Here is a 21,960-nt window from a genome sequence, read left to right as displayed (position 1 = left end):
AGCCGTTTTCCGCTTTTGTGGCGAGGGAGCTTGCTCCCGTTGGGCTGCGCAGCGGCCCTGAAACCGGCAATAGAAGTCTCTCTGCTGAACCTCAATGGTCAATCAGGGCCGCTTCGCGCCCCAGCGGGAGCAAGCTCCCTCGCCACAGATTATTTGCCCGCCTTCATTGATGTGTAGATGACTGTGCTGCGATAGGATCTACTCGACACCGCCATTTTCCCAGCCTGAGCCCCCATGCCCGCCATCGACCATCCCCAGATCGACCGCTTCCTCGATGCCCTATGGCTGGAAAAAGGCCTGTCAGACAACACCCGCCAGGCCTACCGCAGTGACCTGGCGTTGTTCAATGGCTGGTTGCAGGAAAAAAACCTCGAGCTGCTCAACGCCGGTCGCGAGCTGATCCTCGACCATTTGTCCTGGCGCCTGGAGCAAAATTACAAACCGCGCTCTACCGCGCGTTTTCTCTCGGGCGTACGTGGCTTTTATCGCTACCTGCTGCGGGAAAAGCTGATCGCTGTCGACCCCACCCTGCAAATCGACATGCCGCAGTTGGGCCGGCCATTGCCCAAATCCCTGTCGGAAGCCGACGTCGAAGCCCTGCTCGCAGCCCCGGACTTGAGCGAGGCCATCGGCCAGCGTGACCGCGCCATGCTGGAAGTGCTGTATGCCTGCGGCCTGCGCGTCACCGAGCTGATCAGCCTGACCCTGGAGCAGGTCAACCTGCGCCAGGGCGTATTGCGCGTGATGGGCAAGGGCAGCAAGGAGCGCCTGGTGCCCATGGGCGAAGAGGCGATTGTGTGGGTCGAGCGCTACATGCGCGACGCCCGCAGCGAGTTGCTCAACGGTCGGCCCAGCGATGTGCTGTTCCCCAGCCAGCGTGGCGAGCAGATGACCCGCCAGACCTTCTGGCATCGCATCAAGCATCAGGCCAAGGTCGCGGGGATCGGCAAGTCGTTGTCGCCCCATACCCTGCGCCACGCGTTCGCCACGCATTTGCTCAACCACGGCGCGGATTTGCGCGTGGTTCAAATGCTCCTGGGCCACAGTGACTTATCCACCACCCAGATCTACACCCACGTGGCGCGGGCACGTTTGCAGGAGATGCACGCCAAGCACCATCCCCGTGGATGAAAAACCCTTCGGAAAAAGCCCAATTTCCCCGCGACTGGCTGCCCTGCGGCCCAACTGTGGTAGGCTTTGCCGGTTCGCAAAGGGGACGGCCCAAACCCGTTTTTGAAGATCGGTGTTCCTGCTCCCGTCCCTGCATCTGCCTTCAGGAGTTCCCATGCGCTTGACCCAGATTTTTGCCATCGCAGCCATTGCGTTGGTCTCCACCTTTGCCGTCGCCGATGACGCCGCAGAAAAGACAATCCGCAAGAGCCTGGAAGCCCTCCAGCTCGACACTCCGATTGAAAGCATCAGCGCCAGCCCGATGGCCGGCCTGTACGAAGTCAAGCTCAAGGGCAGCCGCGTGCTGTACGCCAGCGCCGATGGCCAGTACATCGTCCAGGGCTACCTGTTCCAGTTGAAAGACGGCAAGCCCGTGAACCTCACCGAAAAAGCCGAGCGCCTGGGTGTATCCAAGCTGATCAACGGCATTCCGGTGGCTGAAACCGTGGTTTACCCGGCCATTGGCGAAACCAAGACCCACATCACCGTGTTCACCGACACCACCTGCCCGTACTGCCACAAGCTGCACGCCGAAGTGCCTGAGCTGAACAAGCTCGGCGTTGAAGTGCGCTACGTGGCGTTCCCGCGCCAGGGCCTGGGTTCGCCGGGTGACGAGCAGTTGCAAGCCGTCTGGTGCTCCGCCGACAAGAAGGCCGCCATGGACAAGATGGTCGATGGCAAGGAAATCAAGGCTGCCAAGTGCGCCAACCCGGTTTCCAAGCAGTTCGCCCTCGGCCAGTCGATTGGTGTGAGCGGCACGCCGGCCATCGTTTTGGCTGACGGTCAGGTGATTCCGGGCTACCAGCCGGCGCCGCAAGTTGCCAAACTGGCACTCAACGCAAAGTAAGCAAAATCGTCGAGCCTTGACGATCATGATCCGCCGACAGTTCGGCGGGTCATTAATAGAGAGCCGCAGTTGTGCGGCTGTTTTCACGGCCGACCTTGAGTCGGCCGTTTCATGGGGAGTTCTTCAGTGAAACCGGTCAAAGTAGGCATCTGTGGGTTAGGGACCGTCGGTGGCGGCACCTTCAACGTACTTCAGCGTAACGCTGAAGAAATTTCCCGCCGTGCAGGGCGTGAGATTGAAGTGGCGCAAATTGCCACGCGTACACCAAAGCCTCAGTTCCAAACGACCGGTATTGCGATTACCAACGATGTCTTCGACGTCGCCACCAACCCTGAAATCGATATTGTCATCGAACTGGTGGGCGGCTACACCGTGGCCCGCGAACTGGTGCTCAAGGCCATCGAAAACGGCAAGCATGTGGTCACCGCCAACAAGGCGCTGATCGCCGTGCACGGCAACGAGATCTTCGCCAAGGCCCGCGAGAAGGGCGTGATCGTGGCATTCGAGGCCGCGGTGGCCGGGGGTATCCCGGTGATCAAGGCCATCCGTGAAGGCCTGTCCGCCAACCGCATCAACTGGGTGGCCGGCATCATCAACGGCACCGGTAACTTCATCCTCACCGAAATGCGCGAGAAGGGCCGTACCTTCGAAGACGTGCTCGCCGAAGCCCAGGCACTGGGTTACGCCGAAGCCGATCCGACCTTCGACGTCGAAGGCATCGACGCTGCCCACAAGCTGACGATCCTGGCGTCCATCGCCTTTGGTATCCCGCTGCAGTTCGACAAGGCCTACACCGAAGGCATCACCAAGCTGACCACTGCCGACGTGAACTACGCCGAAGCCCTGGGCTACCGCATCAAGCACCTCGGTGTGGCGCGCAGCACCCCGGCCGGCATCGAGCTGCGTGTGCACCCGACGCTGATCCCGGCCGACCGCCTGATCGCCAACGTCAATGGCGTGATGAACGCCGTGATGGTCAACGGTGATGCTGCCGGTTCGACCCTGTTCTACGGTGCCGGCGCCGGCATGGAGCCCACGGCTTCGTCGGTGATCGCCGACCTGGTGGACGTGGTTCGCGCCATGACCAGCGACCCGGAAAACCGCGTACCGCACCTGGCCTTCCAGCCGGACTCGCTGTCGGCCCACCCGATCCTGCCGATCGAGGCCTGCGAAAGTGCCTACTACCTGCGCATCCAGGCCAAGGATCACCCGGGCGTGCTCGCTCAGGTGGCCAGCATCCTGTCGGAGCGCGGCATCAACATTGAATCGATCATGCAGAAGGAAGTCGAAGAACAAGACGGCCTGGTGCCCATGATCCTGCTGACCCACCGTGTGCTGGAACAGCACATCAACGATGCCATCGCCGCGCTTGAAGCGTTGCAGGGTGTGGTTGGGCCGGTGGTGCGGATTCGCGTCGAACACCTGAACTAATCGTTTTGCGGCAAGAGCCCCACGCGTTCGGCGGCCCTTGTTCAAGCATGCTCTAGAGGAGCCAGTCATGCGTTATATCAGCACCCGCGGCCAGGCACCGGCCCTGAATTTCGAAGACGTTCTGCTGGCCGGTCTGGCCACTGACGGCGGCCTGTACGTGCCGGAAAATCTGCCACGCTTCACCCAGGAAGAAATCGCGTCCTGGGCCGGCCTGCCGTACCACGAGCTGGCGTTCCGGGTCATGCGCCCGTTCGTCACCGGCAGCATCCCGGATGCGGATTTCAAGAAGATCCTGGAAGAAACCTACGGCGTGTTTTCCCACAGCGCCATTGCTCCGTTGCGCCAACTGAACGGCAACGAATGGGTCCTGGAACTGTTCCACGGCCCGACCCTGGCATTCAAGGATTTCGCCCTGCAACTGCTGGGTCGCCTGCTGGACTACGTGTTGGAAAAACGCGGAGAGCGCGTGGTGATCATCGGCGCCACTTCCGGTGATACCGGCTCGGCGGCGATCGAAGGTTGCAAGCACTGCGAAAACGTCGACATCTTCATCCTGCACCCGCACAACCGCGTATCGGAAGTGCAGCGTCGGCAGATGACCACGATCTTCGGCGAGAACATCCACAACATCGCCATCGAAGGCAACTTCGATGACTGCCAGGAAATGGTCAAGGCCAGCTTTGCCGACCAGAGCTTCCTCAAGGGCACGCGCCTGGTGGCGGTGAACTCGATCAACTGGGCGCGGATCATGGCCCAGATCGTCTACTACTTCCATGCGTCCCTGCAGTTGGGCGGCCCGGCGCGTTCGGTGTCGTTCTCGGTGCCGACCGGCAACTTCGGCGACATTTTCGCCGGTTACCTGGCGCGCAACATGGGCCTGCCGATCAACCAGTTGATCGTCGCCACCAACCGCAACGACATCCTGCACCGCTTCATGAGCGGCAACCAGTACGTCAAGGAAACCCTGCACGCCACGCTGTCGCCGTCGATGGACATCATGGTGTCGTCGAACTTCGAACGCTTGCTGTTCGACATGCACGGTCGCAACGGCGCTGCCCTGGCTGGCCTGATGGACAGCTTCAAGCAAGGTGGCGGTTTCAGCGTCGAGCAAGAGCGCTGGACCGAAACCCGCAAGCTGTTCGACTCCCTGGCCGTGGACGATGCACAAACCTGCGAGACCATCGCCGAAGTCTACGCCCAGACCGGCGAGTTGCTGGACCCGCACACCGCCATTGGCGTCAAGGCCGCGCGGGAATGCCGCCGCAGCCTGGACATTCCGATGGTGATTCTCGGCACTGCGCACCCGGTCAAATTCCCGGAAGCGGTGGAGAAGGCCGGGGTTGGCAAGGCGCTGGAATTGCCGCCGCACCTCACCGACCTGTTTGAACGCGAAGAGCGTTGCACCGTGTTGGCCAATGACCTGAAAGCGGTGCAGGCGTTTGTCAGCCAGCATGGCAATCGCGGCAAGCCACTCTGAGCCAACGGCTTTGCGTGGTAGCTCAAGCCCGTCTTCATGACGGGCTTTTTCATTCTGGCGAGCCATACTTGCGCGGCGACCAACAAAAATAATCAAGGAAACCCAACTGGTGTATTTATCGACCCGCGCGTGTGTGTGGCTGGCAGGTGTGCTGTTGCTTGTGCAGGGGTCGGCAAGCCTTGCGGCTGTCAGCCTGCCGTTCAAGCTGGTGCCGGCGTTCATTGCCCTCGAGCCCATGCCCTTGACGACCAGCGAGCAGCAATGGCTGGCGGCCCATCGGCCGTTGAAGGTGGGCATCTCGATTGATGACTATCAGCCGATTGATATCACCCGCGACCGCAATCGCTACCAGGGCATCAGCGCTGATTACCTGAGCCTGATCGGCGCGCGCCTGAATGCACCGATGCAAGTACTGGGTTTTTCCGAGCGGGCGCAGGCGGTGGAAGCCTTGCGTAACGGCACCATCGATATTCTCACCAGTGCCAACGGTTATGAGCGTGATGTACCCGGGCTGCGCTTTACCGAAGACTACATGCCGGACCGTTCGGTGGTGGTTGTGCGCCGGGATGACACCACCCAGAACGAAGACCTCAAGGACAAGAAGCTGGTGTTGCTGGACGGCTACGCCAACGTCAAGAACGTCCATCTGGCATATCCCGGCAGCCACATCATGCTGGCACCGAATCTCTACAGCGGCCTGGAAGCGCTGAAGCAAGGCGATGCCGATGCGTTTATCGGCAACGAAGTGATCGTGCGCGCCTACAAGTCTCTGCGGCCCTACCTGGGCTTGCAGATCAAGGTGGAAAGCCGGCTGGCACCCATCGGTTTCGCCTTTGCCACACGGGAGGCCGACCCGCTGCTGGGGACGATGATGGACCAGGCGCTGGCGAGCATCGATGACTCCGTGCGCCGGGAGATCCTCGCGCGCTGGACCACCGGCCTGGGCGTCGGCATTGCCGCCGAGCGCATCGCCTTGTCGGCCCAGGAGCGGGCCTGGGTGCTGCAGCATCCCCATGTGGTGGTGGCGTCCCAGCAACTGTCGCCGTATGTATTCAAGGACAAGGACGGCCAATGGGTGGGGCTGAATGTGGACCTGCTCAACCGCATTTCACGCATGACCGGCTTGCAGTTTGTCATGGAGGAAGTGTCTTCCACGGCACAAACCCTGGCGTTGCTGGAAACGGGCAGGGCGGACATGAATACCACCCTGGCCGAGAATCAGGAGCGCAAGGCGTTCCTCAATTTCAGCCATGGATTTGGGGGTTCCGGCTGGGTGTTTATCCAGCGCGTGGATGCACCACCCGTGGCCAGTTTGAGCGAGCTGTCAGGCAAGGTCCTGGCGCTGCCGGCACGCCATGTCCTGGAGGGGTACATTCGTCGTGAGCACCCCGGGATCAAGCTGCACTCGGTGGATAACTATGCCCAGGCCCGTGAGCTGGTAACGCAGGGCCGCGCGGCGGCGACCATCCAAAGTGAAGTGGAAGTTCAGAGTTACCCGGCCGATGAGCTGCGCATTGGTCGCAGTGTCGAGGGCAAGTGGTCGGCCAACAGCCTGTCGGTGCGCAAGGACCAACCGGAACTGTTGAGCATTTTGAACAAGGCACTGGAAGCGCTGCCGGTCGCGGAGTTGAGTGCCCTGCGCTTGCGTTGGCTGGGGACCGTGCCGGTCCCGGTGCCGGCCTGGCAGCGCGTGCCGCCATGGGCCTATTGGACGGTCGCCATGGCGTTGCTGTTCGTGCTGGTGTCCCTGGCCTGGAACAGCCGCCTCAAGCGCCAGATTCGCCAGCGCCTGCAGGCCGAGCAGCGGCTCAACGACCAGTTGGCCTTTAAACGCGCGTTGCTGGATGGCATGCCCAACCCGGTATTTGTGCGTGATCTGGAAGGACGCCTGGTGACCTGCAACACCCGCTATGAACAACAGTTGAACACCCGGCGTGAGCAGATCCAGGGCCTGACGCTGATGGAAAGCGGGTTGATGCCTGACGCAACGGCCGCGCGCCTGCACGCCGGGCATATGGAACAGTTGGCGACCCAGCAGTCGCTGTTCGTCGACCGGCAACTGGAGTTCAACGGCGGGGCGTTTCATGTCTATCAGTGGACGGTGCCGTTCTTTGACGCCAAGGGCCAATTGCAAGGGTTGCTCGGTGGCTGGATCGACATCAACGAGCGCAAGGTCCTGGAGCACCAGTTGATGGATGCGCGCCAGGCTGCTGATGAAGCGAACTACGCCAAAAGCGCCTTTCTCTCGACCCTGAGCCACGAGATTCGCACGCCGATGACCGCCATCATCGGTCTGCTTGAATTGGAGCAGGAGCGGGCCTTGGCCGAAGGCAAGCCGGTGTCTGAAGCGCTGCGGGTAGCCCATCGCTCGGCGCGGGAATTGATCGCCCTGATGGGGGACAGCCTGGACCTGGCGAAGATTGAAGCCGGTCATCTGCAACTGGCGCCGCAGACCACTGACTTGAAAGCGTTCTTCGAGGGCATACAGCGGCTGTTTGAAGCCATGGCGCAGAAAAAAGGCCTGCACTTGACTCTCGCTTTCGATCCGGCGGCACAAGGGCACTACTGGTTCGACCCGCTGCGCTTGCGCCAGGTGATCCATAACCTGTTGGGCAACGCGATTAAATTCACCCAGCACGGCGAGGTTCGGCTCAGTGTCGCGCGCAAGCTTGACCACTCAGGTGTCGAATACTTGCACCTGTGCGTGGAGGACAGCGGCCCGGGGATCGGCATCGAGCAGCAGGCGCGGGTGTTCAAGCCGTTTATCCAGGTCAGTGCAATGACGGCTGCCGAACACGGTGGCACGGGGCTGGGCTTGAGCATTTGCCAGCAACTGGTGGAGTTGATGGGCGGCAGCATCACTTTGAGCAGTGTGGTGGGGCAGGGCACGGTGGTGTGCATCGAGCTGTACCTGGACCGGGTCAGCAGCGACGACGTGCCGGCGGCGCCTGCCGTGTCGTTGCCCGTCGCCGGCCGCAGCCTGTCGGTGCTGGTGGTGGATGACCTGCCGGCCAACCGTCTGGTACTGGTTCAGCAGTTACAGTTCCTTGGCCATCAGGTGGTGGCCGTCGACTCGGCCGAGGCGGCCTTGCAGCATTGGCGCAACGAGGTGTTTGATCTGTTGGTGACCGACTGCAACATGCCGGGCATGTCCGGTTACGCTTTGAGCGAGGCCATCCGCCGGCTTGAAGCCCAGGAGCAACGGCCACGCCTGGCGCTGGTGGGTTGCACGGCGAATGCCCAGGATGACGAACAGCAGCGCTGCCGGGAGGCTGGAATGGATGAACTGCTGGTCAAGCCCGTGACCCTTGAACACTGGACGCGTGTGCTCGCCCGGGTGGCGCCTTTGCGTTCTTTCAGTATCGAGACCCTGCGCACCATGACCCAGGCCGACGGGCCGGTTTTGCAGCAGATGTTGCAGGAACTGGCGAGGAGTCTTGAGCAGGAACAAAGGGTGATGACCACCGCCATGGCGGACCACGATCAGGCCCGGCTGATCGCCTCGTTGCACCGCCTGAAGGGCATATGCTGCCTGGTGGATGCGTTGCCATTGGCCAAGGCCTGCGTGGCGCTGGAAGTTTGTATTCGGGAGCAGCGCAACGCTGAGATTGAAAGGCATTGGATAGCGCTGCGCGAAGCATTGGTCGAGTTTCGGTGCGAGCTTGATGCCTGTCTGGATCAGTCCGAATAAGACATGTCCTATGGGGAAGACGCGGGGTTTTGACTAGTCTGTGCACCCTCGCGTCTCCCCGGTAAAGTGTTCATGCGCTCCCTCAACGTCCTGATCCTCGAAGACAACCCGTTCCAACTGATGGCCCTGCATCAGATGCTCAATGCCAACGGCGTATTCAATGTGCGCACTGCCGAAACGGTTGACGCCGCTCGGCAGTCACTGCAGAGCAAGGGCGCGGTGGATATCGCGATTTGCGATCTGTACCTGGAGCAGGGCGATGGCCTGGAGTTGATTCGGGAAATGGCCGAGCGTCGCCAGGCCCAAGTGTTGATTCTGCTGAGCAACGCCGAGCCGGATGTGCTGGAAGGCGTGGCGAATATGGCGCGGCAATTGGGGCTAAACGTGCTGGGTTGTTTGCCCAAGCCTGCGTCGGCCACCCTGATCGGGCAGGTCTTGACGGCGTGCCGGGAGCGCTTGCGTCCCGGGCCACAGGCGATGTCCTGGGAGCGGGTGCGACAGTTGCTGGGCTTGAGCGAAATCGAGTTGTTGCCGCCCTCGGCGGATCTGAGCCAGGCGGTTATCGCACGCTGTGGCACGGTCTGGTATCAGCCTATCGTCAGCCAGGCAGGTGCGTTGCAAGGTGTTGAAGCGCTGGCCCGCTGGCAGCTTCCTGAAGGCGGGCTGCTGTTGCCTGATGAGTTTCTACCGGTGCTGGAGTTTGCCGGCATGGAAGAGGCGTTTACCTGGCACGTGTTGGAGCAAGCGCTGGGCCTGGCGGCACACGTCATGCGCGAAACCGGCCAGGCGCTGCCGGTGGCGGTGAATATCCCGGGGCGCATGCTGGAGCGCGCGCACTTTCCCCAAGTGCTGCAAGGCTTGCTGCAACTTCACGGCGTGCCGGCTCATGGCCTGACCCTGGAACTGGTGGAAACCTCGCGCTTGAACACCGACAGCGCCCATGTCACCGGCTTGCTGCGTTTGCGGATGATGGGGTGCAAGCTGTCCATTGGTGATTTCGGCGTGGGCGGCACCAGCCTGCAACGCTTGCTGGAATTACCCTTCAGCGAATTGAAGATCCCGCCGGCGTTTGCCAGCGGCATGGCCAGGGACGATCGCAAGGCCGCAGTGGTTGCCGGCGCCATGAGCATGGCGGGGCGACTGGGTGTGGGGGTGGTGGTGACCGGGGTTGAAAGTGCCGCCGATTATCACGCGGTGAGTGAGTTGGGGGCTGCGTGGTTGCAAGGCTGCTTTATCGCCCGGCCCATGGATGCCGAGGCACTGAAACAGTGGATCGCGTTTCAGGCTAGGCCAGTCCGTGTTCCTGCACATAGATAAATAACGCCGCGTCGTTGCTCAGGCCCAGCTTGCGCATGGCGCTGACTTTTTGCGCGCTGACGGTCTGTTTGCTGCGATGAAGATTCGCGGCGATCTCGCCTACCGTCAAGCCGCCGGCCAGCAGGCGAATGACTTCCAGTTCACGGGGGGACAGTTGATCCTGGGAGTGCACCCGATCGACACCGGCGAGGTTCAGTGACTGGCGAATGGTCTGGGCCACATAGCGTCGCTGCTGGCGTACCTGGCGGATGGCTTCAGGCAGTTCATCCGCCAGACTGGCCTTGCTCAGAAGGCCCATGACCCCCAATTCCAGGATGGCGTGGAACAACCCGGCGTTATTGAGCATGGTCACCACCACGATGGGCAGGGTCGGGTGATGCCGGCGCAGTTGTTCGATCAGGCGCAAGCCGTCGGCCTGGGGCTCGGCGGGCATCATGAAGTCGGTCACCAGGAGGTCACAGGCACACTGTTGCAGCAGTTCGCCAAGGGCCTGGGGTGAGTTGGCCTCACCGACGATGGTCAGCCTCTCGTCACGTTCCAGGACCGCCCGCAGACCGATGAGGAAAATCGGATGGTCGTCGGCGAGGACGATGCGCAATGGCTTATCAGACGCTTCTTTCAATACAGGCTCCCGGGGCAATTCGGGGATTCTAGCCTGTTAATGGGAGGGATGGCCGGAGTGGCGTTTTAACGATCGGCAAAACAACGCCGCTTTCCCTTCCTTGGGTTAGCGGCGGTTGCGTTTCAGGCAGCCCTGGTCGTAGGGGGCGTTTACGCGAGTAGCTTTTGCGCGATTGCCATGACGGTCCCGACAGCCGTGAAGAAGCCTATGGCGATACCCACGGGGTACCAGAAATTCTCACGGGTTATCTTGTGGGATTCTGCGTTGAGCTTGCGTTGTTCGGCATAAATTCGTGATATGTCAGCGTGAATTTTCTCTAGTACAGCCTGCTCTTTGTTGTGTTCCAGCATGGTCGTCATCCTTCGAAATGGGGGCTTTTGATAGGCCTGTGTGGCCGCGTGACCCGCACTCACCGAGTATAGGATTCACCCTCGGCATCAGCGCCAGAACGGCAACTCATTGAGTAAGCAGTTATGTGCTGCCGTTTTTTGGTTGTCATGTTGCAAGCGCATGCTGGACACGTCATCCCCCGGCAACCCTTGAAAGACGAAAAAGCGAACTTTCCTACGACACAAATAGTCACTTAGGATAGATGCAGCTCCCGTTTACACGATTGTTCCCGAACTATTGAGTGGTGATCGAGATGGAAAGTATCAGCCTATTGCTCGGTGAAGCACTGAGCCCTTATCAGGTCACGCTGACCACCTCGGGTGTGCAGGGCGAATGCCTGGTAACCGTAAAGAATCCGGCCGGTGCCATCGTGGTCGAACGTGAAGTCGACCAGGCGCAATTGACCGACAAGCGTGCGTTGGTGGATGTGGTGGATTGCTTGCACCGCGACCTGATGATCGCCGAAGGACGCCTGGAACCCTCGGTCATGGCAGCCCTGCGCAATGCGGCCCTGACTCGGCCGAATGCCTGTGCATGAAGATTTATTTTTGTTGGGAACCTTCCTACGGTAAGGCGAGTCAGATTTTGTAACAGCGAGATCAAGCATTGTGCTCCGGTGCTTGTGGCTCGTTGTTACTGGTCTTTTTAGGCCCTTATTAACCCCGAGTTGTCTCCCCACTGCTCGGGGTTTCTTTTTGCCCGCGATTTGTCATGGGCCGGGGGCCTCCTGGAAAAACGTCGGGTTGTCTTGCAGGTATTGCTCACGCATGACCGGGTCGAGCCAAGAGGCGTAGGACTGCCGCAGTTGCTCCTGCGGGATCTCGCGCAGTACCTGATTGATCCGCTCGATAGCCTCGCGTCCTGCTGCCGTATCCGTGCAGCCGATATGGGTCAGTTGATAGGGCGGGGTGCCCTTGATGGGATAAAAAATCAGGTCCTGGGGATCGATGCCCTGTTGCAGCGCCTGATAGCGAACTTCTGTCCAGTAACCCAACACCGCCTCCAGCCGCTCCTTGCGCTGCATTTGCAGCAGGCTGCCGAGGGCGTCATTGCCGTAATGCGGTGCCAGCTTGTGAATACTGGCGTGCTTGAGGGCTTCATCGATAAGGGCGCCGTAACTGCGTTCGGCGATGATGCCAAGGCGCGCATCCCGGGCATTCAAAAACGCCTCCAGGTCGAACATTCCGTCCACCACAAACGGCGCCAGCGCTGCCCGCTGACCCTGGCGGATGGTCACCCCATTGCTCACCGTCGCAAAGGCCTGGGCAGAAAATACAATGGTTTTTGCGCGTTCTGCTGTCCGCAGCAGGGACGGGTCGCACGTCAGCGTGTCTGGGTCGCGGAGCATTTGCATGCCGCGGGCGCGGTTCACGTGGAGGGTCCTGTGTCGATACTCCGGCATATGCTCGGCAAGTATCGGCAGCAGTTGGTCGAGGGCACCCTGGCCCTTTTGCGGGCCGTCGAAAATTGTCACGGGCGGCAGATCACGCAGCAGCCAGATCAAGGTGCCCTGGGCCTGGCTTGATAGCGGCCACGCCCCGAGCAGTGAACCCAGCAGGCACAGGCGAATGATGAAGCGCCGGGCCATCAGATCGCGCCATTCTCACGCAGGCGGGTAATGGCGGCTGCGTCGTAGCCCAATTCATTGAGCACCATGGTGTTGTGTTCGCCCAACTCTGGTCCGACCCACTCACAACTGCCCGGTGTGTCTGACAGTTTGGGCACGATGCCGGGCATCTTGAAGTCCTTGCCGCCAGGGAGTTGGGCCTTGAGGAACATCTCTCGGGCGAGAAACTGCGGGTCTCCCAGCATGTCTTCGGCGCTGTAGATTCGGCTGGCGGGGACTTCGGCCTTGTTCAGCTGCTCCACCACTTGCTCCAGCGGCAGCGAGTTGACCCAGCGATCAATCACCCCATACAACTCATCGCGCCGACTGTCGCGGCCATCGTTGCTGGCCAGGGCCGGGTCGTTGGCCAGGTCGTCCCGACCAATGGCTGACATGAACCGCTTGAAGATTGCGTCGCCATTGGCGCCGATCTGCACATGCTTGCCGTCTTGGCTGGTGTGGATCGAGGACGGCGTGATGCCGGGCATGATGTTGCCGGTGCGTTCGCGGATAAAGCCAAATACGTCAAACTCCGGGATCATACTTTCCATCATCGCGAAGATCGCCTCATACAGCGCCACATCCACCACCTGGCCGAGTCCGCCGTTCACTTCACGATGACGCAGGGCCATCAACGCGCCGATCACGGCCCACAACGCCGCGATTGAGTCACCGATGGAAATCCCGGTGCGCACCGGCGGGCGGTCCTCGAAACCGGTGATGTAACGCAGGCCCCCCATGGATTCGCCCACCGCACCAAACCCAGGCTGGTCCTTCATCGGCCCGGTCTGGCCAAAGCCCGACAGGCGCACCATCACCAGTTTCGGGTTCAGGGCGTGCAAGGTTTCCCAGCTCAGGCCGAGCTTTTCCAGCACGCCAGGGCGAAAGTTCTCAATCAGGATGTCGGCATCCGCCAACAGCTGCTTGAGGATCGCCAGGCCGTCCGGGTGTTTCAGGTTCAGGGTCAGGGACTTCTTGTTGCGCGCCTGCACAAACCACCACAGCGAGGTGCCTTCATACAGCTTGCGCCACTTGCGCAGCGGGTCGCCGCCATCCGGGGATTCGACCTTGATCACCTCGGCGCCGAACTCGGCACAGATGCGGGACGCAAACGGGCCGGCGATCAAGGTGCCGAGTTCGATGACTTTCAGGCCGGCAAGTGGTTTGGCGGTAAACGACATGAGGAACCTTTCGGGCAGGGCAGGGATGTGAGCCTTTTAACATAGGCGAGTGGCGCAGTGATAAGGATGATGCAGCGCAGGATTCGTTGAATCACCTCGCCATCGGTTAGACTTGCCGCCTTTCCCTGTCTCTAGAAGTCCGTTCATGGCCCAGCCGTCCACGACCTACAAGTTTGAACTCAACCTCACCGACCTTGATCGTTCGGTGTACGAGAGCGTCAAGCAGACCATCGCCCGCCACCCTTCGGAAACCGAAGAGCGCATGACCGTGCGCCTGCTGGCCTACGCACTTTTCTACAACGAACAGTTGTCTTTTGGTCGTGGCCTGTCAGATGTAGACGAGCCAGCGCTGTGGGAAAAAAGCCTGGATGACCGCGTCCTGCACTGGATCGAAGTCGGCCAGCCGGACGCGGACCGCCTGACCTGGTGTTCCCGCCGTACCGAACGCACCACCTTGCTGGCCTATGGCAGCTTGCGCGTCTGGGAAGGCAAAGTGGTGCCGGTGGCGAAGAACCTGAAAAACGTGAGCATCGCCGCCGTACCCCAGGAAATCCTGGAAGTCCTGGCCAAGGACATGCCCCGGGTGATCAAGTGGGACGTGATGATCAGCGAAGGCACGATCTTCGTGACTGACGACCGTGGCCAGCACGAAGTCCAGCTGGAATGGCTGGCTGGCGAGCGCGGCTGAAACGTCGATAACTGATCGGACGCTGGTCGAGTGTGGGAGCTGTCGAGCTTCAGCGAGGCTGCGATGCAGGCGCTGCAGTCTGACAGGTACACCGAGGTGATCCCATCGCAGCCTCGCCGGGGCTCGACAGCTCCCACAAGGGATCACCGCTGTTTTCAGCATTAATTTTCAACGCTGTATTAAAGAGAAGCTTCCGTCACCCCATGCGTATCGATCCTCGCCCGTTGCCCGCCGTCCTGCCATTCCTCGGTGAATTGCCACCGTTGTTGACCCGTCTCTACGCCGCACGCGGGGTGCAATCGGAAGCCGAGCTGGATAAAAGCCTGGCGCGGCTGATTCCGTATCAGCAGCTCAAGGGCATCGATGCCGCCGTGGACCTGCTGGTGACGGCCCTGGAACAGCGCCAGCGAATCCTGATCGTGGGTGACTTCGACGCCGATGGCGCCACCGCCAGCACCGTGGGCACCCTGGGCCTGCGTTTGTTGGGGGCCGCCCACGTCGACTACCTGGTGCCCAACCGTTTCGAATACGGTTACGGCCTGACCCCGGAAATCGTCGCGGTGGCCCTGCAGCGCGAGCCACAGCTGCTGATCACCGTGGACAACGGCATCTCCAGCGTCGAAGGCGTGGCGGCCGCGAAAGCGGCGGGGCTCAAGGTACTGGTTACCGACCACCACTTGCCCGGCGATGAACTGCCGGCGGCGGATGCGATCGTCAACCCGAACCAGCCAGGCTGTGAATTTCCCAGCAAGGCGTTGGCCGGTGTAGGCGTGATCTTCTACGTGCTGATGGCCCTGCGCGCGCGTTTGCGCAGCCTTGGCTGGTACGAGAACAAGCCGCAGCCGAACATCGGTGAGCTGCTGGACCTGGTGGCCCTGGGCAGCGTGGCCGACGTGGTCCCGCTGGACGCCAACAACCGCATCCTGGTCTATCAAGGCCTGGAACGCATTCGTGCCGGTCGCGCTCGCCCGGGGATCAAGGCGATCCTCGAAGTGGCCAAGCGCGATCACGCCCGCATCACCTCTACCGACCTCGGCTTTATCCTCGGCCCGCGCCTCAACGCCGCCGGTCGCCTGGATGACATGAGCCTGGGCATCGAATGCCTGCTCACTTCGGATTTCGCCGCCGCCCGGGAAATGGCCGCGCAACTGGACGGCATGAACCAGGACCGTAAATCCATCGAACAAGGCATGCAGCGTGAGGCCCTGGCCCAGCTCAAGGATTTGCCGGTGGAGTCGATGCCGTATGGCTTGTGCCTGTTCGACCCGGAATGGCATCAGGGCGTGATCGGCATCCTCGCCTCGCGGATGAAAGAGCGCTACTTCCGCCCGACCATCGCCTTTGCCGATGCCGGGGATGGCCTGCTCAAGGGCTCCGGACGTTCCGTGCCGGGCTTTCATATCCGTGACGCGCTGGCCGTGGTGGCCAGCCAGCACCCAACGCTGATCGCCAAGTACGGCGGCCACGCCATGGCGGCGGGGCTGACCTTGCCCGAGGCCAACTTCCCACTGTTCGCCGAAGCCTTTGACGCCGAAGTGCGCCGCCAACTGCGTGAAGAAGACCTGACTGGCCGGCTGCTGTCCGACGGCACCCTGGCAGTTGAAGAGTTTCACCTGGAACTGGCCCGCGCCCTGCGCAACGCCGGGCCGTGGGGGCAGCATTTTCCCGAGCCGTTGTTTCACGGGGTGTTCCAGTTGGTGGAGCAGCGTGTCGTCGGCGAGCGGCATCTGAAAGTGGTGCTCAAGAGCGAGTGTGGATCGGTGAAACTCGATGGCATTGCGTTCGGTATCGACCGCGAGATCTGGCCCAACCCGACCATTCGCTGGGTGGAACTGGCCTACAAGCTCGACGTGAACGAGTTCCGTGGTCAGGAAACCGTGCAACTGATGATTGCCCATATCGAGCCACGCTGAACCCTGTGCAATCCTCTGTTGTCGACTAGTCTCTAAGCACTGTGTGATCGGTCTTGTGACCTTGTCTTATTTCAGCCCGCCGGGGACGGGTTTTTCGTCGACCTTTCAAACAGAACCCTGGAGCCTGCCCACTGCATAAAAGAGGTGCCCCATGAGTCTGCTGCTTGAACCCTATACCCTGCGCCAACTGACCCTGCTCAACCGCATCGCCGTTTCGCCGATGTGCCAGTATTCCAGCGTCGATGGCCTGGCCAATGACTGGCACCTGGTGCACCTCGGCAGCCGTGCCGTCGGTGGCGCCGGGCTGATCTTTACCGAAGCCACCGCCGTGACTGCCGATGGCCGCATCACCGCCCAGGACCTGGGCCTGTGGAACGACGAACAGATCGAACCCCTGCAACGCATCACGCGCTTCATCAACGCCCAAGGCGCGGTGGCGGGCATTCAACTGGCCCACGCCGGGCGCAAGGCCAGCACGCACCGGCCATGGATCGGCAAGCACGGCAGCGTTAAGCCGGAAGATGGGGGTTGGGTGCCGGTGGGGCCTTCGCCGATTGCCTTCGATCCGCAGCACACTTCACCCAAGCAACTGGACGAAGGGCAGATCCAGCAAGTGATCGCTGACTTCGTCGCTGCCGCCAAGCGCGCGTTGACCGCCGGTTTCAAAGTGGCGGAAATCCACGCAGCCCATGGCTACCTGCTGCATCAGTTTCTTTCGCCCCTGAGCAACCAGCGTCAGGACCAATACGGCGGCTCGTTCGAAAACCGCATCCGCCTGGTGCTGCAAGTGACCACGGCGGTGCGTGAAGCCTGGCCCCAAGAGCTGCCGCTGTTTGTGCGGGTCTCGGCCACCGACTGGGTCGAAGACGGCTGGAACCCGGATGAAACCGTCGAACTGGCGCGCCGCCTGAAAGACTTGGGCGTCGACCTGATCGACGTCTCCTCCGGCGGCACCGCGGCCAATGCGGAGATTCCGACCGGCCCCGGTTACCAGACCCGCTTCGCCGAGCGTGTGCGCAAAGAATCGGGGATCGCCACCGGCACTGTGGGCATGATTACAGAGCCCGCCCAGGCCGAGCACATCCTGCGTACTTGCCAGGCCGATATCATCTTCCTTGCCCGTGAGCTGCTGCGTGACCCGTACTGGCCGTTGCATGCCGACGACGACCTGGGTGGGCGCAAGGCGACCTGGCCGGCGCAGTATCAGCGGGCCACCCATCGCGACCAGCCGATTCATGAGTCCGATTTGCGGGATTGATCTGCACAGCAATCGTGGTAAACATGAAAGCCCGCCCTTGAACCGGCGGGTTTTTTATTGGCTTCAATACCGGAGAAACTCATGTTGCACCTGATCTGCGGCAAAATCGCATCCGGCAAATCGACCCTGACCCAGCAGTTGTCGCAGGCTCCCCAGACGGTATTGATCAGCGAGGATGAGTGGCTGTCACGCCTTTATCCCGGACAGATCCAGGCTCTGGGCGACTACGTGCGCTGCACCGGCCACCTGCGCGATGCGTTGACGGCCCATATCATTTCGTTGCTCAAGGCCGGCGTCTCGGTGGTGCTGGATTTTCCCGCCAACACCCTGGCCAGCCGTCGCTGGATGCGGTCTTTGTTCGAGGGCGCGGGCGCCGATCACCAATTGCATTACCTGGACGTGCCGGACGAGGTCTGCAAGGCACGCCTGCGTGCACGCAATGCTGCCGGTACCCACGCGTTTGAAACCAGTGATGCCCAGTTCGATTTGATCACCGGCTATTTCGAGGCGCCAACGCCTGGGGAAGCCTTCAACCTTGTTCACTATCAGCCCTCGGACACACAGCATGTTGATCAAGCGTGACCTGGCCGAAAAAGACCTGCCGTTGCTGGCGCTGATTGACCGCACCGAACGGGTCGACGAGTGTTATCGCGTGGAACACGGTGAGTTGCGGCTATACCCCGAGCACCACGACATGCACGGCTGGCCTGAGGGCGAAGCCGAGCAGGATGCCGTGGCCCTGCACGCGTGCCTGAAGCGCGGCGGCTGGCTGCACGGGGTGTTCGACGGCCAAACGTTGCTGGCCGCCGTAGTGGTGGACAACCGGGTTATCCACAACCAGGGCCTGCGCATGCGCCAGCTCAAGTTCTTGCATGTGAGCCATGGTGCCCGTGGCCTGGGCCTGGGTGGCCAGCTGTTTGCCCTGGCCTGTGAGCACGCCCGCACGGCGGGGGCCGAGGCGCTCTACGTATCGGCCACCGAGTCGCGCAACACGGTGGAGTTCTATCTCCGGCATGGCTGCCACCTGCTCAAGCAGCCGGATCCCGAGCTGTATCAACAGGAACCGGACGACATCCACCTCTACCGGCCACTTGTGGGATAACGCTGTAGGTCACTGCCCTATAAGCATTTTTTTAAGTGATTACTCTAAAAAAATCTCACGCCCGGCAAGATAGTTTCTACGCTTACAGTAAGTCTGATTTCTGGCCCAGGAAGTCGGCTTGATGAACCTCGCGGGTCGAACCACGGGATGAGGTTATGGGCAACCAGGAGCAGTCGATTGATACGAGGAGACAGTCCATGGCCAAGTCTTATGGTGTTGCGGGTGTTGTGTCGTCCTTTCTGGCCCGACGCATGTCGTTGCGTGGCCGGCGGTTGAGTTCGGACGAGGCGGAATTGCTGGAACAGTACCGCGCCCTGACCGAGAGTGATCAGGTGGCGATGCGGTACTTGATCGGGGCAATGAAGAGTATTTCGCGGTTCTGAAAGCGCCGAAGGGACGTTCCCACGCAAGCGTGGGAACGTTCGGTATCAGGTGTACTTGCGCTTGTCTGGAGCCGGTGGGAAGTACTGGTACAGCCAGGTTTCGCTCAAGGTGCGGTCCTGGGTGCGGATGAACAGTCGCAGTTCAACCGGCTCGACGCTGTCGCTGGTGGGGTACCAATCAAACAGGATTCGATAGCCCTTGATGGCATCCAGGACCAATACGCTGAAGTCTTTGACCTCGCCATGGGAGCACGTCACCACCGGCTCGATCCCGGTGCCTTCAGGCAACCGATCCAGCCCGCCGCCATTGAAGTCCACCGCAAAGCGCCGCGCCCAGACTTCAGGGTAATGCTCCCCCGGTGCCCAACCTTCGGTAAAGCCGCCCATGCCCGAACGGGTGGCGTTGACCTGCGCCAGTGGCGTGCTGACCGGCGGTAGGGCGCTCCAGTAGAGCTTGTAGCCGTAGTTCAGGGATTCGCCGGCTGCCACGGGTTTCTTCGGGGTCCAGAAGGCCACGATGTTGTCCAGGGTTTCGCCGGTTGTAGGAATTTCCAACAGGTCGATAGAGCCTTCGCCCCACGCAGTTGTAGGTTCTACCCACAGGCTTGGGCGCTTGCTGTACCAGTCCACGGTGTCCTGGTAGCTGGCGAACTCATGGTCGGTCTGCACCAAGCCGAAGCCTTTCGGATCGGTGTCGGCAAACGCGTTGAATTGCAGGGTGGCCGGGTTGTTCAGCGGGCGGCAGATCCACTCGCCATTGCCGCGCCACATGGCCAGGCGATCCGAATCGTGGATCTGCGGGTGGATCGTGTCGCACATCCGCCGCTCAACCGTGCCGCAGCTGAACATGCTGGTCATCGGCGCGATGCCCAATTGCTCGATGGCGGTGCGTGCGTTGATGTGGGCGTCGATGCCCATCACCACCTGGTTGGCCTGGCAGTCGATATCGAAGCGGTAGGCACCAGTGGCGCTTGGCGAATCCAGCAGGGCGTAGACCACGAAGCGGGTGCTGTCCTTGTCCGGGGTTTCGAACCAGAACTTGGTGAAGTCCGGGAATTCCTCGCGCTTCTTCGCGTAGGTATCGATGGCCAGGCCGCGTGCGGAAAGGCCGTACTGGCCGGTGGAATCCACCGCGCGGAAGTAACTGGCGCCGAGGAAGGACAGCACGTCATGGCGGTCCAGTTCCGGGGCCTTGAACAGCTTGAAGCCGGAGAAACCCAGGTCGCCGGTCAGCTGCTTGGTGTCTACCGTGGTTTTTTCATAGTTGAACAGCGAAGGGCGGAAGTGCACCTCGCGGGCCTGGCGGGTTTTCGGGTCGACGCTGTACATGCGCACCGGCGTCTTGAAACCCATGCCGACGTGGAAGAACTGCACGTCCAGCTGGCCGTTCAATTCTTTCCACAGCGAATGCTTGCCGTCGTAGCCGATGGCATTGAAATTCTGTGGGGTCATGGTCGCCAGGGTCGGTGGCAATACCTGCTTGGTGTCCTGATAGCGATTGCCGGCCAACTGCTTGGCCTGGATCTTCAGCGCCTCGAAATCAAAGGCCTGGGCCTCGCCGTCAGCGGCGCGATTGCCCGCCCAGGCTTGGGCGGCCAGCAGGCCACTGGCCGATAGACCGGTGTAAGCCGCAATGGCCATGGACGCTTTGAGCAAATTCCTGCGGTGCATAAATACAACCTGTCGTGAACAATCCCGCGCCGTTCCTGGCACGTGCTGGATCAAGGAAAACGGTTCGGACATGCCTTCGGCCAAACGCAACGGACATTAAACAGATGCCAAATAGCTTAAGCGGTTCGGTGCGGAAGGAAAAATGATTGATGGCGTGTTGATGGCGTTGCATGTGAAACAAGACGTTTCTGCTAAGCGTTGTGGCGCGGAGCGCCACGAGATGCATTCCCACGCAGAGCGTGGGAACGATCATTCACAGGGATTAGCCCACTTGCAGGCTGCGCTTGGCGTTGTTGACAGTGGCAAGGATCAGGTGCGCCTGGCGCAGGATTTGTTCGAGTGCATATCGTTTTAATTGAGGGGTAAGCGCGTTACATCTGGAAGCACTCTAGATCGGGGGTTTTTGGCACTTAGTTTTACGCTGGGGGCCTATTGGTCCTGTGAACCCTAGTTTCTGGAGGCTGTGAATGAATACCCGTGGATTGCTCGATCAACTGCTCAAATCCGGCCAGGACATGTTGCAGAACAAGGCTGGCGGGCAGCGCAAGTCAGATGACAAAGGTGCCCTTGGCGGCCTGCTGGGCGGCGGCGGGCTGGGTAGCTTGCTCGGCGGTGCCGGTGGTGGGGCCCTTGCGGCCGGTGCCATGGGGTTGTTGCTGGGCAACAAGAAAGCCCGCAAGTTTGGCGGTAAGGCGCTGACCTACGGTGGGTTGGCGGCGTTGGGGGTGATTGCCTACAAAGCGTATGGCAACTGGCAGGCGCAGCAGGCCGGTGCGCCTCAGGGGGAGCCGCAGACCATCGACCGCCTGCCGCCGGCTCAGGTGGAGCAGCACAGCCAGGGGATTTTGAAGGCGCTGGTGGCTGCGGCCAAGGCTGACGGGCATGTGGACGAGCGTGAGCGGGCGTTGATCGAAGGGGAGTTTGTGAAACTGGACAACGACCGTGAGTTGCAGCAGTGGTTGCATGCTGAACTTAACAAGCCCCTGGATCCGGCGGATGTGGCTCGGGCTGCCAGCACTCCGGAGTTGGCTGCCGAGATGTATATTGCCAGTGTGATGTTGGTGGATGAGGAGAACTTCATGGAGAAGGCTTATCTCGATGAGTTGGCGCGGCAGCTTAAGTTGGAGCCTGGGTTGAAGGCTGAACTGGAGAAGCAGGTGCGGCAGGCTGTGGTGGTTTGATTGTGTACATATCCGTTATTTAGGTAACGGCG

General features: G+C 61.1%; 20 protein-coding genes. 15 read left to right on the top strand and 5 right to left on the bottom strand.

Going from position 1 to position 21,960, the window contains the following annotated elements; all coding sequences use genetic code 11:
- Positions 1 to 234: 234 nt before the first annotated feature.
- The 6 genes from xerD to LIY45_RS12940 all read left to right on the top strand — a co-directional run bounded on the left by xerD (position 235) and on the right by LIY45_RS12940 (position 9,933).
- The gene (gene xerD, locus LIY45_RS12965; RefSeq protein ID WP_017478700.1) at positions 235 to 1,131 is read left to right on the top strand and encodes a site-specific tyrosine recombinase XerD; all 897 of its coding nucleotides are present in this window, start codon (positions 235 to 237) and stop codon (positions 1,129 to 1,131) included.
- A 154-nt stretch (positions 1,132 to 1,285) separates the two neighbouring features.
- Positions 1,286 to 2,017 carry a bifunctional protein-disulfide isomerase/oxidoreductase DsbC gene (gene dsbC, locus LIY45_RS12960; protein ID WP_063032964.1) on the top strand — a complete coding sequence of 244 codons (732 nt, stop codon included), beginning with the start codon at positions 1,286 to 1,288 and terminating at the stop codon, positions 2,015 to 2,017.
- 126 nt (positions 2,018 to 2,143) lie between these two features.
- Positions 2,144 to 3,448, top strand: a complete 1,305-nt coding sequence (locus LIY45_RS12955; RefSeq protein ID WP_226476556.1) for a homoserine dehydrogenase — start codon at positions 2,144 to 2,146, stop codon at positions 3,446 to 3,448.
- Positions 3,449 to 3,515: 67 nt separating this feature from the next.
- Entirely contained in the window at positions 3,516 to 4,925 is a 1,410-nt protein-coding gene (gene thrC / locus LIY45_RS12950) for a threonine synthase (RefSeq protein WP_226476555.1), read from the top strand.
- Positions 4,926 to 5,034: 109 nt separating this feature from the next.
- Complete coding sequence (locus tag LIY45_RS12945; protein WP_226476554.1) at positions 5,035 to 8,616, top strand: transporter substrate-binding domain-containing protein; 3,582 nt, start codon at positions 5,035 to 5,037, stop codon at positions 8,614 to 8,616.
- Positions 8,617 to 8,688: 72 nt separating this feature from the next.
- The gene (locus LIY45_RS12940; RefSeq protein WP_226476553.1) at positions 8,689 to 9,933 is read left to right on the top strand and encodes an EAL domain-containing response regulator; all 1,245 of its coding nucleotides are present in this window, start codon (positions 8,689 to 8,691) and stop codon (positions 9,931 to 9,933) included.
- On the opposite strand, the gene LIY45_RS12935 is transcribed toward LIY45_RS12940, so the two are convergent.
- Together LIY45_RS12935 and LIY45_RS12930 are read right to left on the bottom strand one after the other, a co-directional pair.
- On the bottom strand, positions 9,902 to 10,555 hold the full coding sequence (locus LIY45_RS12935) for a response regulator transcription factor (protein ID WP_017478705.1): 654 nt from the start codon (positions 10,553 to 10,555) through the stop codon (positions 9,902 to 9,904). The genes LIY45_RS12940 and LIY45_RS12935 overlap by 32 nt on opposite strands.
- Positions 10,556 to 10,704: 149 nt before the next feature.
- Positions 10,705 to 10,905, bottom strand: a complete 201-nt coding sequence (locus tag LIY45_RS12930) for a hypothetical protein (protein ID WP_010176820.1) — start codon at positions 10,903 to 10,905, stop codon at positions 10,705 to 10,707.
- 293 nt (positions 10,906 to 11,198) lie between these two features.
- Here LIY45_RS12930 and LIY45_RS12925 point away from each other — a divergent pair, with 293 nt between their 5' ends.
- On the top strand, positions 11,199 to 11,483 hold the full coding sequence (locus LIY45_RS12925) for a DUF3509 domain-containing protein (protein WP_017478706.1): 285 nt from the start codon (positions 11,199 to 11,201) through the stop codon (positions 11,481 to 11,483).
- Positions 11,484 to 11,654: 171 nt separating this feature from the next.
- Here LIY45_RS12925 and LIY45_RS12920 read toward each other — a convergent pair whose 3' ends face one another.
- Together LIY45_RS12920 and LIY45_RS12915 are read right to left on the bottom strand one after the other, a co-directional pair.
- Positions 11,655 to 12,533: a TIGR02285 family protein gene (locus LIY45_RS12920; RefSeq protein ID WP_226476552.1), complete on the bottom strand. Its 879-nt coding sequence runs from the start codon at positions 12,531 to 12,533 to the stop codon at positions 11,655 to 11,657.
- Positions 12,533 to 13,732 carry a CaiB/BaiF CoA-transferase family protein gene (locus tag LIY45_RS12915; protein ID WP_226476551.1) on the bottom strand — a complete coding sequence of 400 codons (1,200 nt, stop codon included), beginning with the start codon at positions 13,730 to 13,732 and terminating at the stop codon, positions 12,533 to 12,535. Before LIY45_RS12915 ends, LIY45_RS12920 begins: the two co-directional genes overlap by 1 nt.
- Positions 13,733 to 13,877: 145 nt before the next feature.
- Between LIY45_RS12915 and LIY45_RS12910 the strand changes: the two genes are divergently transcribed.
- From LIY45_RS12910 to LIY45_RS12885, 6 genes are all read left to right on the top strand, one after another.
- A complete protein-coding gene (locus tag LIY45_RS12910) occupies positions 13,878 to 14,420 on the top strand; it encodes a YaeQ family protein (RefSeq protein ID WP_003209567.1) in 543 nt (180 codons plus the stop codon).
- Positions 14,421 to 14,623: 203 nt separating this feature from the next.
- Entirely contained in the window at positions 14,624 to 16,333 is a 1,710-nt protein-coding gene (recJ, locus tag LIY45_RS12905) for a single-stranded-DNA-specific exonuclease RecJ (RefSeq protein ID WP_076017504.1), read from the top strand.
- Between the two features lie 151 nt (positions 16,334 to 16,484).
- Positions 16,485 to 17,591, top strand: coding sequence for an NADH:flavin oxidoreductase/NADH oxidase (locus LIY45_RS12900; protein ID WP_003209564.1), 1,107 nt, complete (start codon positions 16,485 to 16,487; stop codon positions 17,589 to 17,591).
- A gap of 81 nt (positions 17,592 to 17,672) precedes the next feature.
- Positions 17,673 to 18,173: an ATP-binding protein gene (locus LIY45_RS12895; RefSeq protein WP_226476550.1), complete on the top strand. Its 501-nt coding sequence runs from the start codon at positions 17,673 to 17,675 to the stop codon at positions 18,171 to 18,173.
- Positions 18,157 to 18,693: a GNAT family N-acetyltransferase gene (locus LIY45_RS12890; protein ID WP_226476549.1), complete on the top strand. Its 537-nt coding sequence runs from the start codon at positions 18,157 to 18,159 to the stop codon at positions 18,691 to 18,693. The genes LIY45_RS12895 and LIY45_RS12890 overlap by 17 nt, the downstream gene beginning before the upstream one ends.
- A gap of 197 nt (positions 18,694 to 18,890) precedes the next feature.
- Positions 18,891 to 19,076 carry a hypothetical protein gene (locus LIY45_RS12885; protein WP_226476548.1) on the top strand — a complete coding sequence of 62 codons (186 nt, stop codon included), beginning with the start codon at positions 18,891 to 18,893 and terminating at the stop codon, positions 19,074 to 19,076.
- Positions 19,077 to 19,121: 45 nt separating this feature from the next.
- Here LIY45_RS12885 and LIY45_RS12880 read toward each other — a convergent pair whose 3' ends face one another.
- Positions 19,122 to 20,747: a glucan biosynthesis protein D gene (locus LIY45_RS12880; protein ID WP_026078137.1), complete on the bottom strand. Its 1,626-nt coding sequence runs from the start codon at positions 20,745 to 20,747 to the stop codon at positions 19,122 to 19,124.
- Between the two features lie 142 nt (positions 20,748 to 20,889).
- Between LIY45_RS12880 and LIY45_RS12875 the strand changes: the two genes are divergently transcribed.
- Positions 20,890 to 21,102, top strand: coding sequence for a hypothetical protein (locus LIY45_RS12875; protein ID WP_226476547.1), 213 nt, complete (start codon positions 20,890 to 20,892; stop codon positions 21,100 to 21,102).
- Between the two features lie 112 nt (positions 21,103 to 21,214).
- Positions 21,215 to 21,928 carry a tellurite resistance TerB family protein gene (locus LIY45_RS12870; protein WP_226476546.1) on the top strand — a complete coding sequence of 238 codons (714 nt, stop codon included), beginning with the start codon at positions 21,215 to 21,217 and terminating at the stop codon, positions 21,926 to 21,928.
- The last annotated feature ends 32 nt before the right edge of the window (positions 21,929 to 21,960 follow it).

This window comes from Pseudomonas sp. MWU16-30323 (assembly GCF_020515595.1).
Lineage (GTDB): Bacteria > Pseudomonadota > Gammaproteobacteria > Pseudomonadales > Pseudomonadaceae > Aquipseudomonas > Aquipseudomonas yamanorum.
This window is presented reverse-complemented; position numbering and strand designations above follow the sequence as displayed.